Genomic DNA, 16,331 nt, shown 5'->3' on the forward strand with positions numbered 1-16,331 from the left:
AGCGGTGACGCCCGGGGTGAGTGCGCCAAGTTCGCCCGCACCGTACCCGGCGCCGTCGTCGGACGCTGTGCTACGCATGGCCGGTGACGACTCCCGACATGTCCAGCGGACCCTTCGACGCGGTGCTGTGCGACCTCGACAACGTGATCCGCTTCTACGACACGGCCCCGCTGGCCGAGTTGGAACGCGCCGCGGGACTGGCCGAGGGCACCACCATGGACGTGGCCTACGCGCCCGATGTGGACCTGCCCCTCCTGCTCGGCAGGATCACGACGGAGGAGTGGGTGCACTCCATCGCGTCGGCTCTCTCCGGCCGGGTGCCGCAGGAGTACGCCCGCCGGCTGGGCAGGGCGCTCGCCGACGCCCCGTTCCGGGCCGATGACGCGGTGGTGGACCTTTTGCGTCGGGTGAAGGGGCGCATCCCCCTGGTCCTGGTGACCAACGCGACCTTGGACCTGGAGCGCGACCTCGCGTCGATGGGGCTGGCGGACCTCGCGGACCACGTCGTCAGCAGTGCGCGGGTGGGGGTGGCCAAGCCCGACCGGGAGATCTACGAGATCGCGGTCCGGCGGGTGGGAACCGTCGCCGGCCGGTGCCTGTTCGTGGACGACCGGCTGGAGAACGTCGAGGCCGCCGTCGCCCTCGGGATGACCGGTGTGCACTACCGGGGGCCCGCCGATCTCCGGGAGGCGCTGGACCTCGTGTGCGGCGCCGAGGACGGTGCCGTGGCCCGGGTGCGAGAGGGGCCCACCCGCGCGGGTGGGCCCCTCGTCGCGTCCGTGGGTCAGATCTTGCCGAAGCCGTAGCCCAGGAGCTTCTTGGCGTCCTTCTCGCGCTGGGCGGCGGAGGAGGAGGCGAGGACCGTACCGATGACCGTCTTGCCGTTGCGGGTCGCGGCGAAGACCAGGCAGTACTTGGACACCGAGCCGGAGCCGGTCTTCACGCCGATCGTGCCGCTGTAGCTGTTGAGCAGCGTGTTGGTGTTGGTCCACGGCGCCATCGTGCGGGTGCTGCCCGTCTTCGTCTTCGTCTTCGCCGTGTACTTCTTCGTCTTCACGATCGAGCGGAACGTGGAGTTCTTCATCGCGCTGCTCGCGATCTTCGTCAGATCGCGCGGCGTCGAGTAGTTGCTGCCGTTCCCGATGCCGTCGAAGGAGTCGAAGTGGGTGTTCTTCAGACCCAGCTTCTTCGCCTCGGAGTTCATCTTGCCGATGAAGGACTTCACGCGGGCCGAACGCGTCGTGCCCGAGCCGAACTTGTCCGCGAGCGCGTACGCCGCGTCGCAGCCGGACGGCAGCATCAGCCCGTACAGCAGCTGGCGCACGGTGACCTTGTCACCGACGATCAGCCGTGCCGACGAGGCGTTCTTCGAGACGATGTAGTCGCTGTACGCCTTCTGGATCGTGACCTTGCTGTCGAGGTTCAGGCTCTTCTGCGCCAGCACCACCTTCGCGGTCATGATCTTCGTCGTCGAGCCGGTGGAACGACGCGTGTCCGCCGCCTTCGTGTACAGCGACTTGCCGTTCGCGTTGTTCATCACATAGCCGCCCTTGGCGACGATGGACGGCGCGGCGGCGGCCTGCGCGGGCACGGCGTAGAGGGCTCCGGAGGCGAGCAGGGCGCCGGTGGTCACGGCGACGCCGGCGGCTCTGCGGACGCGGAGGCCCTGAATGTCGATCTTCAAGTCGAATACCCCGATTACCTGGAATGACCGTACGGTGCGGCCAAGTTGAGGTGCGGCCCATGAGGGGGCCGCGTCTTTCTGACGCATGGCGCGCACGGATGGTTGTGCGTGGACCGGGGGCACTTCCGGCTTTTCCGAGTCCGCATCGTGGATGGATTCTTCCATGCGTGCGTGTTGTATCTATCCTGTCCGCATGAGCAGCCCGATCCCCGTGAGGCAACCCCCCGCCGCGGACCGCGTCTACACCCACGTCAAGCAGGCCGTCCTGGAACGCCGTTACGAGGGCGGGACGCTGCTCACCGAGGGCGAGCTGGCCGAGGCCGTGGGGGTCTCGCGGACCCCCGTGCGCGAGGCGCTGCTGCGGCTGGAGGTCGAAGGGCTGATCAGGCTCTACCCGAAGAAGGGCGCCCTCGTCCTGCCCGTCTCCGCGCAGGAGATCGCCGACGTCGTCGAGACCCGGCTGCTCGTCGAGGAGCACGCCGCCAGGAAGGCCGTACCCGCGCCGCCCGGACTCATCGAGCGTCTGGAGGAGCTGCTCGCCCGGCAGGAGGAGCAGGCCGCCGCCGGTGACTTCGCCGCGGCCTCCGTCACCGACCGGTGCTTCCACGCCGAGATCGTCCGCAGCGGCGGCAACGAGATCCTCTCCCGCCTCTACGACCAGCTCCGCGACCGTCAGCTGCGGATGGGCGTCGCCGTGATGCACTCCCACCCGGACAGGATCGCCAAGACCCTCGCCGAACACGGGGAGATCCTCCGGGCGCTGCGCTCCGGTGACGCGGAGGCGGCCGTCGACGTCGTCCACCGGCACGTCGGATGGTTCTCCCACCTGGCCCGGGGCGAGGTGCGATGAGCGGCACGCTGCCCGGGGACCCTCCCCCGGAGGGGGAACCCCCCGGCGGACGGCGCGCCCTCGCCGTGTGGGGGATCGGCGTCTCGGTCTACTTCGTCGCCGTCACCTTCCGTACGTCGCTCGGTGTGGCCGGCCTCGACGCCGCCGACCGCTTCGGCGTCAACGCCTCCGCCCTGTCCACCTTCTCCATCCTCCAGTTGCTGGTCTACGCGGGCATGCAGATACCCGTCGGGCTGCTGGTCGACCGGCTCGGCACCAGGAAGGTGCTGGGCATCGGCGCCGTGCTGTTCACGGCCGGGCAGCTCGGCTTCGCCTTCTCCCCGTCGTACGGCATGGCGCTCGCCTCGCGGGCCCTGCTCGGCTGCGGTGACGCGATGACGTTCATCAGCGTGCTGCGGCTGGGCGCCCGGTGGTTCCCGGCCCGGCGCGGACCGCTGGTCGGGCAGATGGCCGGGCTGGCCGGCATGGCGGGCAACCTCGTCTCCACGCTGGTCCTCGCCCGGCTGCTGCACGGCATCGGCTGGACGGCGGCGTTCGCGGGCAGCGCGCTCGCCGGTGTCGTGGTGTTCGTGCTGCTCCTGCTGTTCCTCGAGGACCATCCCGAGGGACACGAGCCGGAGCCGGTCCCGCACCAGGGCACCGCCTACGTGCGCCGCCAGATCGCCGCCTCCTGGCGGGAGCCGGGGACACGGCTGGGGCTGTGGGTGCACTTCACCACCCAGTTCCCGGCGATGGTGTTCCTGCTGCTGTGGGGGATGCCGTTCCTGGTGGAGGCACAGGGGCTGTCCCGGGCCACCGCCGGTGAGCTGCTCACCCTCGTCGTGCTGTCCAACATGGTCTTCGGGCTGGTCTACGGCCAGGTCATCGCCCGGCACCACGGGGCGCGGCTGCCGCTGGCGCTGGGGACGGTGGGGGCGACGGCGGCGCTGTGGGCGGCGACCCTGGCCCATCCGGCGGACACGGCGCCGATGTGGCTGCTGGTGGCGCTGTGCACGGTGCTGGGGGCCTGCGGCCCCGCGTCCATGATCGGATTCGACTTCGCACGGCCGGCGAACCCGCCCGAGCGGCAGGGGACGGCGTCGGGGATCACGAACATGGGGGGCTTCGTCGCCTCCATGACGACACTGTTCGCGGTCGGCGTGCTGCTGGACGCGACCGGGGACGACTACACCGTGGCCTTCTCGTCCGTGTTCGTGCTGCAGGTGCTGGGCGTCACCCAGATCCTGCGGTTGCGGAGGCGGGCGGCGCGCAGGGAGCGGGAGCGGTCGGTGGCGAGCCGGGTCTCCTCCGTGCACGTGCCCGTGTAGGTGCCCGGCGCCGCTGCAGGGCGGGGGCGGGACGCGCGGCCCGGCGTGCCGGGTCGCCTCCCCCGCTCCCGGCTTCGCTCGGGCGGGGGAGGCACCGCCCGCCCGAGCCGCTGGGGGCACCTCCCAGGCCCTTGAGGCACTGGGGGAGGCACGCCCCGCCCGCGCCTGCTACGGGGTGACCGCGAAGTGGCGGAGGATCGCCGCCGTCAGGTCCGGGTCGCCCTCCGTCTTCACCCTGTCCGACACCGCCTCCGCCGTGACCCGGCCGCAGGCCAGGCGGACGTAGGTCTCCCAGTCGAGGGAGAGGGCGGCGGCCGGGCCGAGGGCCGGGGCCGTCTCCAGGGTGCCGCGGCCCTGGATGTCGACGCGGACCGTGCGGAGGAACTCCACCGGGCCGTGGACGTCGATGACCACCGCCGAGCTGCGCGGCGCCTGCGCCAGCTCGGCGACCACACGGGGCAGCTCGGCGAGCAGCACGTCGCCGGCGACGTGCGCGCCGGGGGAGTCGAGGTTGCCGGGGTGGCCGAGGGCCGTGCGCAGGTCCTGCTCGTGCACCCACACGGCGAAGGCGTGCCGGCGCATCGACTCCTCCAGCGTGAGCTCCGTGCCGAGCGGGCCGCGCACCGTGGCACCGGGATCGCGGTTCTCGTTCCGCAGCTGACGGTTGCGGCGGATGATCATGAGCTCCAGCTCGGAGGTCATCTCCGGCGCCGTGTGGTGGCGGCGCACGTCGACCTGCATCTCCATGTACCGCTGGTGGTCGTTGGTGACGTGGAACAGGTCGCGCGGCAGCGTGTGGATGGGGCGGGGGTCGCCGTACATCTCGGAGTCCAGGCCGATGACGTGCGAGACGACATCGCGGACCGACCAGCCCGGGCACGGGGTCCGCCGGTTCCAGTCGGCCTCCGGGAGCGACTGCACCAGCTCGGATATCGCCTCGATGGAGTGGGACCAGGCGTCGGCGTAGGGCTGGAGGGTGGGATGCAGACTCACGGAACGGGACCCCTCGGCGGTCGGTACACGGGCAGGTTGTGGTGGCGGTGCCAGTGGGCGGTGGCTGCACTTCGTGGGTGTCTCGGGTCTCCCCCGGTTCTCGGCTTCGCTCGAACCGGGGGAGACCCCAAGTTACGCTGCTGTGAGGCACCCCGGCAGTGCTTTCGTGTGACGATCGTAGGCCCGTGTGCACGGGCCGAATGCCAGGACGGTGGTAGTGTGCGCGCTTCCTTGCTCCAAGTCGCCGTGAACGAGGACGAATCGGTCGAATCGCGTCGGCGCAGGGTCGCCGGGCTGGTACGGGATCAGGCCGGTGCCGACCTCGTCGTCCTGCCCGAGCTGTGGACCACGGGCGCGTTCGCGTACGAGGGGTTCGGCGGTGCGGCGGAACCGCTCGAAGGGCCGACCTTCGAGGCGATGGCCAAGGCCGCGAGCGACGCGGGCGTGTGGCTGCACGCGGGGTCGGTCCCCGAGCGCGACCCGGACGGCACCCTCTACAACACCTCGCTCGTCCTCTCCCCCTCCGGCGATCTCGCCGCCGCCTACCGCAAGATCCACCGCTTCGGCTTCGACGAGGGCGAGGCCGTGCTGATGGGGGCGGGCGACACGCTGGTGACGGTCCGTCTCCCGCAGACCGTCGTCGGTGTGGCGACCTGCTACGACCTCCGTTTCCCCGAACTCTTCCGCGGTCTCGTCGACGCCGGTGCCGAGACCCTCGTCGTCCCGGCGGGCTGGCCGGAGCGCCGCCGGTCCCACTGGACGCTGCTGGCCCGCGCGCGGGCGGTGGAGAACCAGGCGTTCGTCCTCGCGTGCGCAACGGCCGGGACGCACGCCGGGGTTCCGCAGGCGGGTCACTCGATCGTGGTGGATCCCTGGGGCGAGGTCCTGGCGGAGGCGGGCCCCGGCGAGGAGGTCCTCACCGTCGACTTCGACCCGGCGACGGTGGCGGGCACCCGCGAACGCTTCCCGGCCCTCAAGGACCGCGTCCTGGGCCTGGACCGCCCCCGCCGCTGACCGGGGCCGGAGCCCAGGGCCTGCCCGGCGGATCGATGGGGAGGAAACCGACGGTGCTCCACGGCCCGCGTCTCCGGCACGACCCGCCGGACGGGCCCTAGGGCCTCTCGTTTGGATCATGTCGGCGTCGCGGGGCTTGGCACGCGCATCTGCCGCGTTGTCGTCAGTTGCCAACGCTCCGCGTTGGCGCCCTCCTCCGCCTTGCATCTGCACGCACCAAACCCCGCTCGGGTCGGCCACGACGCACCGTCGGTCGCGGCCGACCTGATCCAAACGAGAGGCCCTAGTCCTCCCGTTCCTTCTCCGCCAGGTGGATCACGCACACCGCCACCGCGATCAGCAGCGACGGGTCCGCGTCCTCGCGCACGACGTCGACGGTGTAGGTGTCCCGGACGGACAGCAGCCGCCGGGAGACCACCGCGAGCAGTTCGCCGTCGTACTCGACGGCGAACTCCCGGTCCAGGATCCGGCCGCTGACGTCCAGCTCGGTGCCGCCGTCCGCCAGTGCCACCCGGTAGTGGTCGCGCAGCAGCGACAGCCGTTTGCGCCGGACGGTCGCCAGCGGTTCCCCGTCCCGCTCGATCACCATGGTGTCCCGCAGTGCGAACGTCTTCTGCCGGATGTCGACGAGGACCCGGCCCTCGGCGTCCTTCAGCTCGAAGGTGTCCCGCAGCCGCATCGCCTTGCCGTCGACGAGGAGGACCCTGTTCCCCCGGTCGTCCTCGATCCAGTAGTCGTCCCCGATCCCGAGGATCCGGTCCCGCACGAGAAGTCTCATGCCGCCAGCCCTTCCCCGCACCCGTCCCCGGGACGCGGGCGTTGGCCCGACGGGCTGACGTCCCTCCGGGCACGACGGGGGCGCGGGAGACGTGTTCTCCCGCGCCCTTCGCTGTGGCGGTCGGTCGGGTCAGACCCCGTACCCGTCGCTGTACCCGTCGCGGGTGCGGGCGGTGTCGTCGACGACCGGGGTGGCGGGGGGTACCACGACCCGCCTGCGCCGGGCGATGCTGCTGAACGTCGCGACACCGATCAAACCGACGATCATGAAGATGACGCCGACCAGGTCAAGGTTGACACCCTGCATGTCCCAGTCGGTCGCGAACGTGAGGATTGCTCCCACGGCGATGAGGATGATGCATCCGCCGAGGCCCATGAGTGTCGCCTCCCTGTCCGGTGTTTCCGGTGCGGACCGGGTACCCGGGCGGACGCCACCCATGCGCCGTACGGCAGTTGACTACCCGTCGAGGAACGCGACCAGCGCGTTCGCCAGCAGGAACGGGTCCTTCGCGCCGCACAGTTCGCGGACGCTGTGCATCGACAGGATGGCCACGCCGATGTCGACGGTCCTGATGCCGTGCCGGGCCGCGGTGATCGGGCCGATGGTGGTGCCGCACGGCATCGCGTTGTTGGAGACGAAGGACTGGAAGGGAACACCCGCCTTCTCGCAGGCCGCCGCGAAGACCGCCCGGCCGGAACCGTCCGTGGCGTAACGGTTGTTGACGTTCACCTTGAGGATGGGACCGCCGTCGACGCGCGGGTGGTGCGTCGGGTCGTGCCGCTCCGCGTAGTTGGGGTGGACGGCGTGACCGGTGTCGGAGGACAGGCAGACGGTGCCGGCGAAGGCGCGGGCCCGGTCCTCGTACGACCCCCCGCGTGCGAACACCGAGCGCTCCAGGACGCCGCCGAGCAGCGGGCCGTCCGCGCCGGTGTCGGACTGGGAGCCGTTCTCCTCGTGGTCGAAGGCGGCGAGGACGGGGATGTGGGAGAGGTGGGAGCCCTGGCCGGCCGCGGCGACCAGCGCGGCCGTGCCGGCGTGCACGGAGAGCAGGTTGTCCATGCGCGGGCCGGCCACCAGTTCGCGGTCGCGGCCCAGGTAGGCGGGCGGCTCGACCGGGTGCACCATCAGGTCCCAGCCGGTGACCTCGCCGGAGGGGAGACCGGCGGCCTCCTCCAGGAAGGCGATCAGGTCGCCGTCGCGCACGTCGTCGCCCAGGCCCCACACCGGCTGCATGTGCCGCTGCTTGTCGAGCTTGAGGCCGTCGGAGGTGACGGAGCGGTCCAGGTGGATGGCGAGCTGGGGGACCCGCAGCAGGGGGCGGTCGACGTCGACCAGGCGGGTGGAGCCGTCGCGCAGCGACAGCCGGCCGGCCAGGCCCAGGTCGCGGTCGAGCCAGGAGTTGAGCAGCGGCCCGCCGTAGATCTCCACGGCCACCTGGCGCCAGCCGTGCGCCCCGCTGTCGGGCCGGGGCTTCACGCGCAGGTTGGGGGAGTCGGTGTGGGCGCCGACGATCCGGAAGGGGGTGTGCGCCTCTGCGCCCTCGGGGACGTACCAGGCGATGATCGCGCCGCCGCGCAGCACGTACTTGCCGCCGGCCGACCCGTCCCAGGCGTCCGTCTCCGCGACCTGACGGAAGCCCGCCTTCTCCAGTCGCTCGGCGGCGTTCGCCACGGCGTGGTACGGCGTGGGGCTCGCCGCCAGGAAGGACATCAGGTCGTCGGTGTGGCCGCGGTCGAAGCGGGGGGGTTCGCTCATGGGATTCACCTTAACGAGCGTGAGGGCCCGCCTCCCTGTGCGGGAGCGGGCCCTCACGGGGGTCCGGCAGGGTCTCGTGGGATCTGTCCCGGGAGGTCCGGGAGGGTCCCGGAAGGGGCTAGAAGGCGGCCTCGTCCAGTTCCATCAGGTCCAGCTCGACGCCCCCGGCGACCTTGCGGGCGAGCGTCACGCCGGGCAGGACGGTGGCGGCGAAGAACTTCGCCGCGGCGATCTTGCCGGTGTAGAAGGCCCTGTCCTTGGCCGAGGCCGTCGGGAGCTTCTCGGCGGCGATCGCGGCGCCCTTGAGGAGCAGGTAGCCGACGACCACGTCACCGGAGGCCATCAGCAGGCGGGTGGTGTTCAGGCCCACCTTGTAGATGTTCTTGACGTCCTGCTCGGTGGCCGCGAGGTCGGTGAGCATCAGGCCGACGATGGCCTCCAGCTCGACGGCCGCCTTGGCCAGGTGCTCGCGGGCCGCGCCGAGCTCCTCGCCGCCCTCGCCGAGCGCCAGGAACTTCTTGATGTCCTCGGCGAGCGAGTTCAGCGCCGCGCCCTGGTTGCGGACGATCTTCCGGAAGAAGAAGTCCTGGCCCTGGATGGCGGTGGTGCCCTCGTACAGGGTGTCGATCTTGGAGTCCCGGATGTACTGCTCGATCGGGTACTCCTGCAGGAAGCCGGAGCCGCCGAAGGTCTGCAGCGACTGGGCGAGCTGCTCGTAGGCCTTCTCGGAGCCGTAGCCCTTGACGATCGGCAGGAGCAGGTCGTTGAGCGCGTGCTCGGTGGAGGCGTCCTCGCCGTTCGCCTCCTTGACCTGGATGGCGTCCTGGACGGAGGCCGTGTACATCACCAGGGCGCGCATGCCCTCGGCGTAGGCCTTCTGCGTCATGAGGGAGCGGCGGACGTCCGGGTGGTGCGTGATGGTGACCTTGGGGGCCGACTTGTCCATGAAGTTCGCCAGGTCGGGGCCCTGGACGCGCTCCTTGGCGTACTCCAGCGCGTTGAGGTAGCCCGTGGACAGCGTGGAGATCGCCTTCGTGCCGACCATCATGCGGGCGAACTCGATGATGCGGAACATCTGGCGGATGCCGTCGTGCTTGTCGCCGATCAGCCAGCCCTTGGCGGGGTGCCGGTCGCCGAAGGTCATCTCGCAGGTGTTGGAGGCCTTCAGGCCCATCTTGTGCTCGACGTTGGTGGCGTAGACGCCGTTGCGCTCGCCCAGCTCGCCGGTCTCGAAGTCGAAGAGGTACTTCGGGACGAGGAAGAGGGACAGGCCCTTGGTGCCGGGTCCGGCGCCCTCGGGGCGGGCCAGCACGTAGTGGAGGATGTTCTCCGACATGTCGTGCTCGCCGGAGGTGATGAACCGCTTCACGCCCTCGATGTGCCAGGAGCCGTCCTCCTGCTGCACGGCCTTGGTGCGGCCGGCGCCCACGTCCGAGCCGGCGTCCGGCTCGGTGAGCACCATCGTGGAGCCCCACTGCTTCTCGGAGGCGATCTTCGCGATGTGCTTCTGGACCTCGTTGCCCTCCTCGAAGAGGATGCCGGCGAACGCGGGGCCGGAGGAGTACATCCACACGGCCGGGTTGGCACCGAGGATGAGCTCGGCGTAGGCCCAGATGAGGGAACGGGGGGCGGTGGTGCCGCCGATCTCCTCGGGCAGGCCCAGGCGCCAGTACTCGGAGTCCATGAAGGCCTGGTAGCTCTTCTTGAAGGAGGCCGGGACCGGCGCGGTGTTGGTCTCCGGGTCGAAGACCGGCGGGTTGCGGTCGGCGTCCGTGAAGGACTCGGCCAGCTCGTTCTCCGAGAGGCGGGTCAGCTCCTCGAGGATGCTCTTCGCGGTGTCGACGTCCATCTCCTCGAACGGACCCGTGCCGTACAGCTTGTCGCGTCCGAGTACTTCGAAGAGGTTGAACTCGATGTCGCGGAGATTCGACTTGTAGTGCCCCATGGCGACGGCTCCGTTAGAGGGGTATCGGCGAGGCACTGACTCCTCGCAACTGATTCACGTACCGACAAGTAGCTCCGATGATGCTACCCGTCGGTAATAAGAAGCAACCCCGATCCGGACATCTGTGACCCAGCCCTCCCGACGGATCAGTAGTCTGTGCGGCATGTACGGCTACGACCAGAGCGCAGGGGCACAGCAGGGTTACGTCCCGCCGCAGCAGCAGATGCCGGGCGGGTACGGGCAGCAGGCGCCGCTGTACCCGGAGCCGTCCGCGCCCTCGCTCGCCGACGCGGTGCGCGCGTTCACCACCGGACAGTTGGCGGCCGAGGACTTCCAGCAGATCTTCGCCACGTCCAAGGTCTACTGCCCGCGCGGGGACAACCCCGGGTTCCTCGCCCTGCACAACACCCAGCAACCGGTGATCCCCATGTTCACCTCGCTGAAGGAGCTGCGGCGGTACGCGGGCAAGGAGTCCAAGTACTTCGTGATCACCGGCGCCGAGGTGATCGACCTGCTGCCCACGGGGTACGGCTTCGTGCTCGACATGGAGGGCGAGCACCGGATGGTGTTCGACGCCAAGGCCGTGGAGCAGATGGTCGAGTTCGCGATGCGCCGGATGTACGGCTGAAACCGTCGTCGCTCGGACGGCCGGCCCCTGTCGCTGCCGAGGAACGGGCCCGGAGGGAATGTCCTCCGGGCTTTCTTCGTTCGGGGTGACAAGAAGTTCAACGCTCAACTAAAGTGGGCGTACCCGAGGAGGTACCGACATGCCTGCAGTGACCGTCGAGAACCCGTTGACGCTGCCCCGCGTGACCGCGCCCGCCGACGCCGTGGCACGTCCCGTGCTCACCGTCACGACCGCGCCGAGCGGTTTCGAGGGCGAGGGCTTCCCGGTGCGCCGGGCGTTCGCCGGGATCAACTACCGCCATCTCGACCCGTTCATCATGATGGACCAGATGGGCGAGGTGGAGTACGCGCCGGGGGAGCCGAAGGGCACCCCCTGGCACCCGCACCGCGGCTTCGAGACCGTCACCTACATCATCGACGGCATCTTCGACCACCAGGACTCCCACGGCGGCGGCGGCACCATCACCAACGGCGACACCCAGTGGATGACGGCGGGCTCCGGCCTGCTCCACATCGAGGCGCCGCCGGAGCAGCTCGTCATGTCCGGCGGTCTCTTCCACGGGCTGCAGCTGTGGGTGAACCTGCCCGCCAAGGACAAGATGATGGCCCCGCGCTACCAGGACATCCGCGGCGGCAGCGTCCAGCTGCTCACCTCCCCCGACGGCGGCGCGCTGCTGCGCGTCATCGCCGGTGAGCTGGACGGCCACGAGGGTCCCGGCGTCACGCACACGCCGATCACGATGGTGCACGCGACGCTGGCGCCGGGCGCGGAGATCACCCTGCCCTGGCGGGAGGACTTCAACGGCCTGGCGTACGTGATGGCGGGCAGGGGCTCGGTCGGTGCCGAGCGGCGTCCGGTCCACCTGGGCCAGACCGCGGTCTTCGGCGCCGGCTCCTCGCTCACCGTCCGCGCGGACGGGAAGCAGGACTCCCACACCCCGGACCTGGAGGTCGTGCTGCTGGGCGGCCGGCCGATCCGGGAGCCGATGGCCCACTACGGCCCGTTCGTGATGAACACCCGTGAGGAGCTCCAGCAGGCCTTCGAGGACTTCCAGAAGGGCCGGCTCGGCACGGTCCCCGCCGTGCACGGGATGACCGAGGGCGGTCTGTAGGCCCCGCCGGAACCGCGACGAACGAGCGAGCCCCGTCCACGGCGGACGGGGCTCGCCCGCGTCCGGCGCCCCGGCCGCTCAGCCGGGACCGGCCCCCTCCGTCTCGTACAGCTCGAACCAGATGGACTTGCCCGTGCCGCGCGGGGCGACGCCCCAGGTGTGGGCGAGGAGCTCGATCAGGACCAGGCCGCGCCCGGAGGACGCCAGCTCGCCCGGTCTGCGCACGTGCGGCAGGTCGTCGCCGGCGTCGGTGACCTCGACGCGCAGCCGGCGGCCGTCCCAGCCCTCGGTGACCTCGGCGAGCAGCAGGGCGTCGGTGTCGGTGTGCACGAGGACGTTGGTGAGCATCTCCGACAGCAGCAGCACCGCCGAGTCCACCTGGTCCGGCGAGGACCAGTCGTGCAGCAGCTCGCGCAGTTGCTGCCGGGCCACCGAGACCCGCTCGGGCTCGGCCTGCGCCACCGTCAGCGCCGTGCGGCGCATCGGCGGCGCCGTCGCGTCCGTCCCCGCGCCGCAGCCGCAGCCCTCGCCCTCCCGGGACAGCAGCATCAGGGCGATGTCGTCCTCGCGGCGGTCGGCGAGCGGGCCGGTGGTGTGGTGCGAGGAGGGCCCGTGCACCGCCTGCACCAGGGTGTCGGCCAGTTCCTCCTGGTCGCCCTTGTGCTCCTCGAGGAGGGCGCGCAACCGCTGCCAGCCCGTCTCCAGGTCGTGGCCGCCGGTCTCGATCAGCCCGTCCGTGCAGATCAGCATCGTCTCGCCGGACTCCAGGACGAACCGGGTGGTCGGATAGTCGGCGTCCGGGGCGACGCCCAGCGGCGGCCCGCCCGCCGTCGGCCGGGCCAGCACCGTCCCGTCCGCCATGCGGATCACCGGTTCCGGGTGCCCGGCGCGGGCGGCCTCCAGCACCCCGCTCACCGGGTCGACCTCGACGTACAGACAGGTCGCGAAGCGGAGCTCGGCGGGGTCGGCCTCGCCGATCCCGTGCAGGAAGCGGGAGGCGCGGGACAGGACGGCGTCCGGGCGGTGCCCCTCCGACGCGTACGCCCGCAGCGCTATCCGCAGCTGGCCCATCAGCCCCGCCGCCCGTACGTCGTGGCCCTGGACGTCCCCGATGACCAGGGCGAACCGTCCGGCGGGCAGCGGGATGACGTCGTACCAGTCGCCGCCGACCTGGAGGCCGCCGCCGGTGGGGACGTAGCGCGCGGCGAGGCTCATGCCCGGGATGCCGGAGCCGAGCTTCGGCAGCATCGTGCGCTGCAGTCCCTCGCTCAGCGCCCGCTCGCTCTCGGCGGTGCCCGCGCGGGACAGCGCCTGCGCCAGCATCCGGGCCACCGTGGTCAGCACGGACCGCTCGTCGGGGGTGAAGGCGACCGGGTAGGAGAAGGCCGCCAGCCAGGCGCCCATCGTGCGGCCGGACGCGGTCAGCGGCAGGAAGGCCCAGGACTGCCGTCCGAAGCGCTGCGCGAGCGGCCAGGTGAGCGGGTAGCGGGCCTTGTACCGCTCCGGGGAGGAGAGGTAGACCGCGCGGCCGGTGCGCACCACCTCGGCGGCCGGGTAGTCGGTGTCCAGCGGCATGTAGGTGAACGGGTGGTCGGAACCGGGCTCGTGTCCGTGGTGACCGATGATCGTGAGGCGGTCCCCCTCCACGCCGAACACGGCCAGGCCGTCCGGCGAGAAGCCCGGCATCGACAGGTTGGCCGCGACCCGCAGCACCTCCTGCGTCGACCGGGCCTCCGCCAGCGCCCGGCCGGCGTCCAGCAGGAACGCCTCCCGGGAGCGCCGCCAGTCGCCGGTGACCGCGCTGCGGCCGGCGGGTGTCCCCGGCCGGGGCTCGGCGACCTCCTGGAGGGTGCCGGTGAGGACGTACGCCTTGCGGACGCGGTCGAAGGAGGGCTTGGAGCGGCTGCGCACCACCCGGACGACCCGCTTCCTGTCGTCCATGATCCGGATCCGTACCTCGGCGAGGGTGCCCTCGGCGACGGCGAGCTGGACCACTCCGGTGATCTCGTTCCAGTCGACGGGGTGCAGCCGGGCCCGGACCTGGGCCTCCGTGAGGGTGACCGGTGCGGCGGGCAGTCCGAGCAGCCGTGCCGCCACGGCGTCGACCGTGACCAGCCCGGCTGCGGTGTCCCAGTGCCACAGTCCGGTGTCGAGGGCGGCGAGGACGTCCCCCAGGGCGGGCAGGGGCTCACCAGTACGCATTGCACCACTTTAGGAAGAGGGCGTCGAAAACTGCCACTGTGGACGTGAGCGGTCATGACGGAGAAGCGATCGCGGGTCGGCCGGTAGGCTTGGGGGGAGTTTCACGTGAAACGACGACCCCGATCCGCGAAGGCTGGATGAACGACGATGCATCGGTACAGGTCCCACACCTGCGGCGAGCTCCGCGCCTCTGACGTCGGCACCGACGTCCGGCTGAGTGGCTGGCTGCACAATCGGCGCGACCTGGGCGGCATCCTCTTCATCGATCTGCGCGATCACTACGGCATCACGCAGCTCGTGGCCCGCCCGGGCACCGAGGCGTACGACGCGCTGGACAAGCTCTCCAAGGAGACGGTGGTCCGCGTCGACGGCAAGGTCGTCTCGCGCGGCGCGGAGAACGTCAACACCGAGCTGCCGACCGGTGAGGTCGAGGTCGAGGTCTCCACGGTCGAGGTGCTGGGCGCCGCCGCCCCGCTCCCCTTCACCATCAACGCCGAGGACGGCGTCAACGAGGAGCGGCGCCTGGAGTACCGCTTCCTGGACCTGCGCCGCGAGCGCATGCACCGCAACATCCTGCTGCGCACGTCGGTCATCTCGGCGATCCGCCAGAAGATGACGGCACTGGGCTTCAACGAGATGGCGACCCCGATCCTGAGCGCCACCTCCCCCGAGGGCGCCCGTGACTTCGTGGTCCCGTCCCGTCTGAACCCCGGCAGGTTCTACGCGCTGCCGCAGGCCCCGCAGCAGTTCAAGCAGCTGCTGATGATCTCCGGCTTCGACCGCTACTTCCAGATCGCGCCCTGCTTCCGCGACGAGGACGCCCGCGCGGACCGCTCGCCGGGCGAGTTCTACCAGCTCGACGTGGAGATGAGCTTCGTCGAGCAGGAGGACGTCTTCCAGCCGATCGAGAAGCTGATGACCGAGCTGTTCGAGGAGTTCGGCAACGGCCGTCACGTGACGTCCCCGTTCCCGCGCATCCCGTTCCGCGAGGCGATGCTGAAGTACGGCTCCGACAAGCCGGACCTGCGTGCCCGGCTGGAGCTCGTCGACATCACCGACGTCTTCGAGGGCTCGGAGTTCAAGGCGTTCGCCGGCAAGCACGTGCGCGCGCTGCCGGTGCCGGACGTCTCCGGCCAGCCCCGCAAGTTCTTCGACCAGCTCGGCGACTACGCGGTCTCCCAGGGCGCGAAGGGCCTGGCGTGGGTGCGCGTCGGCGAGGACGGCTCGCTGACCGGCCCGATCGCGAAGTTCCTCACCGAGGAGAACGTCGCCGAGCTGACCAAGCGCCTCGCGCTGGCCCCCGGCCACGCGGTGTTCTTCGGCGCGGGCGAGTTCGACGAGGTCTCCAAGATCATGGGCGCGGTGCGGGTCGAGGCCGCCAAGCGCGCCGGCCAGTTCGAGGAGAACGTCTTCCGCTTCTGCTGGATCGTCGACTTCCCGATGTACGAGAAGGACGAGGAGACCGGCGCGATCGACTTCTCGCACAACCCGTTCTCGATGCCGCAGGGCGGCCTGGAGGCCCTGGAGACCCAGGACCCGCTGGACATCCTCGGCTGGCAGTACGACATCGTCTGCAACGGCGTCGAGCTGTCCTCCGGCGCGATCCGGAACCACGAGCCGGAGATCATGCTCAAGGCGTTCGAGATCGCGGGCTACGACCGTGAGACGGTCGAGGAGAAGTTCGCCGGCATGCTGCGCGCGTTCCGCTTCGGCGCCCCGCCGCACGGTGGCATCGCCCCCGGCGTGGACCGCATCGTCATGCTCCTCGCCGACGAGCCCAACATCCGCGAGACCATCGCCTTCCCGCTCAACGGCAACGCCCAGGACCTGATGATGGGTGCGCCGACGGAGCTGGAGGAGGCCCGTCTGAAGGAGCTGCACCTGACGGTGCGCAAGCCCCAGCCGAAGTAACCCCGGCAGTGCGTCAGGGGCCCGGAACCGGTTCGGATGCTGTTGGTTAATTCGGGCCCTCGCGTGACGTCGGCTCCCAAGACCCGGTTGTGGTCTTGGGAGCCGATGTCGTTTGGGGAGGGTGTCGATGTCGATGCGGCCGGCAGGGCTGGG

The 16,331-nt window shown here is 70.8% G+C and carries 14 protein-coding genes; 7 read left to right on the top strand and 7 right to left on the bottom strand.

Annotated features, from left to right (window positions below; all coding sequences use genetic code 11):
* Nucleotides 1-83: 83 nt before the first annotated feature.
* Entirely contained in the window at nucleotides 84-806 is a 723-nt protein-coding gene (locus tag ABTY20_RS25900; RefSeq protein ID WP_502991883.1) for an HAD family hydrolase, read from the top strand.
* Here ABTY20_RS25900 and ABTY20_RS25905 read toward each other — a convergent pair.
* On the bottom strand, nucleotides 785-1,684 hold the full coding sequence (locus ABTY20_RS25905) for a D-alanyl-D-alanine carboxypeptidase family protein (RefSeq protein ID WP_351999449.1): 900 nt from the start codon (nucleotides 1,682-1,684) through the stop codon (nucleotides 785-787). The two genes, ABTY20_RS25900 and ABTY20_RS25905, sit on opposite strands and share 22 nt — an antisense overlap.
* Nucleotides 1,685-1,877: 193 nt before the next feature.
* Here ABTY20_RS25905 and ABTY20_RS25910 point away from each other — a divergent pair, with 193 nt between their 5' ends.
* Both ABTY20_RS25910 and ABTY20_RS25915 read left to right on the top strand, forming a co-directional pair.
* Nucleotides 1,878-2,534, top strand: coding sequence for a GntR family transcriptional regulator (locus ABTY20_RS25910; RefSeq protein ID WP_351999450.1), 657 nt, complete (start codon nucleotides 1,878-1,880; stop codon nucleotides 2,532-2,534).
* Nucleotides 2,531-3,841 (top strand): MFS transporter, encoded by a 1,311-nt coding sequence (locus tag ABTY20_RS25915; protein ID WP_351999451.1) that lies wholly within the window; start codon nucleotides 2,531-2,533, stop codon nucleotides 3,839-3,841. The genes ABTY20_RS25910 and ABTY20_RS25915 overlap by 4 nt, the downstream gene beginning before the upstream one ends.
* Before the next feature lie 168 nt (nucleotides 3,842-4,009).
* Here the strand turns inward: ABTY20_RS25915 and ABTY20_RS25920 are convergent, their stop codons facing one another.
* Nucleotides 4,010-4,834, bottom strand: a complete 825-nt coding sequence (locus ABTY20_RS25920; protein WP_351999452.1) for a maleylpyruvate isomerase family mycothiol-dependent enzyme — start codon at nucleotides 4,832-4,834, stop codon at nucleotides 4,010-4,012.
* 219 nt (nucleotides 4,835-5,053) lie between these two features.
* Between ABTY20_RS25920 and ABTY20_RS25925 the strand changes: the two genes are divergently transcribed.
* A complete protein-coding gene (locus tag ABTY20_RS25925; RefSeq protein WP_351999453.1) occupies nucleotides 5,054-5,848 on the top strand; it encodes a carbon-nitrogen family hydrolase in 795 nt (264 codons plus the stop codon).
* A gap of 283 nt (nucleotides 5,849-6,131) precedes the next feature.
* On the opposite strand, the gene ABTY20_RS25930 is transcribed toward ABTY20_RS25925, so the two are convergent.
* The 4 genes from ABTY20_RS25930 to ABTY20_RS25945 form a co-directional block, all read right to left on the bottom strand.
* Nucleotides 6,132-6,626, bottom strand: coding sequence for an LURP-one-related/scramblase family protein (locus ABTY20_RS25930; RefSeq protein WP_351999454.1), 495 nt, complete (start codon nucleotides 6,624-6,626; stop codon nucleotides 6,132-6,134).
* 129 nt (nucleotides 6,627-6,755) lie between these two features.
* On the bottom strand, nucleotides 6,756-7,001 hold the full coding sequence (locus ABTY20_RS25935; RefSeq protein WP_351999455.1) for a DUF6458 family protein: 246 nt from the start codon (nucleotides 6,999-7,001) through the stop codon (nucleotides 6,756-6,758).
* 81 nt (nucleotides 7,002-7,082) lie between these two features.
* The gene (locus tag ABTY20_RS25940) at nucleotides 7,083-8,381 is read right to left on the bottom strand and encodes a M18 family aminopeptidase (protein ID WP_351999456.1); all 1,299 of its coding nucleotides are present in this window, start codon (nucleotides 8,379-8,381) and stop codon (nucleotides 7,083-7,085) included.
* 118 nt (nucleotides 8,382-8,499) lie between these two features.
* Nucleotides 8,500-10,326: an acyl-CoA dehydrogenase gene (locus tag ABTY20_RS25945; RefSeq protein WP_351999457.1), complete on the bottom strand. Its 1,827-nt coding sequence runs from the start codon at nucleotides 10,324-10,326 to the stop codon at nucleotides 8,500-8,502.
* Nucleotides 10,327-10,489: 163 nt separating this feature from the next.
* Between ABTY20_RS25945 and ABTY20_RS25950 the strand changes: the two genes are divergently transcribed.
* Together ABTY20_RS25950 and ABTY20_RS25955 are read left to right on the top strand one after the other, a co-directional pair.
* Nucleotides 10,490-10,954, top strand: coding sequence for an SseB family protein (locus ABTY20_RS25950; RefSeq protein WP_351999458.1), 465 nt, complete (start codon nucleotides 10,490-10,492; stop codon nucleotides 10,952-10,954).
* A gap of 139 nt (nucleotides 10,955-11,093) precedes the next feature.
* Nucleotides 11,094-12,065, top strand: coding sequence for a pirin family protein (locus tag ABTY20_RS25955; protein WP_351999459.1), 972 nt, complete (start codon nucleotides 11,094-11,096; stop codon nucleotides 12,063-12,065).
* 78 nt (nucleotides 12,066-12,143) lie between these two features.
* Here ABTY20_RS25955 and ABTY20_RS25960 read toward each other — a convergent pair whose 3' ends face one another.
* Nucleotides 12,144-14,267 carry an ATP-binding SpoIIE family protein phosphatase gene (locus ABTY20_RS25960; protein WP_351999460.1) on the bottom strand — a complete coding sequence of 708 codons (2,124 nt, stop codon included), beginning with the start codon at nucleotides 14,265-14,267 and terminating at the stop codon, nucleotides 12,144-12,146.
* Nucleotides 14,268-14,414: 147 nt separating this feature from the next.
* Here ABTY20_RS25960 and aspS point away from each other — a divergent pair, with 147 nt between their 5' ends.
* On the top strand, nucleotides 14,415-16,178 hold the full coding sequence (aspS, locus tag ABTY20_RS25965) for an aspartate--tRNA ligase (protein ID WP_351999461.1): 1,764 nt from the start codon (nucleotides 14,415-14,417) through the stop codon (nucleotides 16,176-16,178).
* The last annotated feature ends 153 nt before the right edge of the window (nucleotides 16,179-16,331 follow it).

Source organism: Streptomyces sp. NPDC126497, assembly GCF_040302425.1.
Classification (GTDB): Bacteria; Actinomycetota; Actinomycetes; order Streptomycetales; family Streptomycetaceae; genus Streptomyces.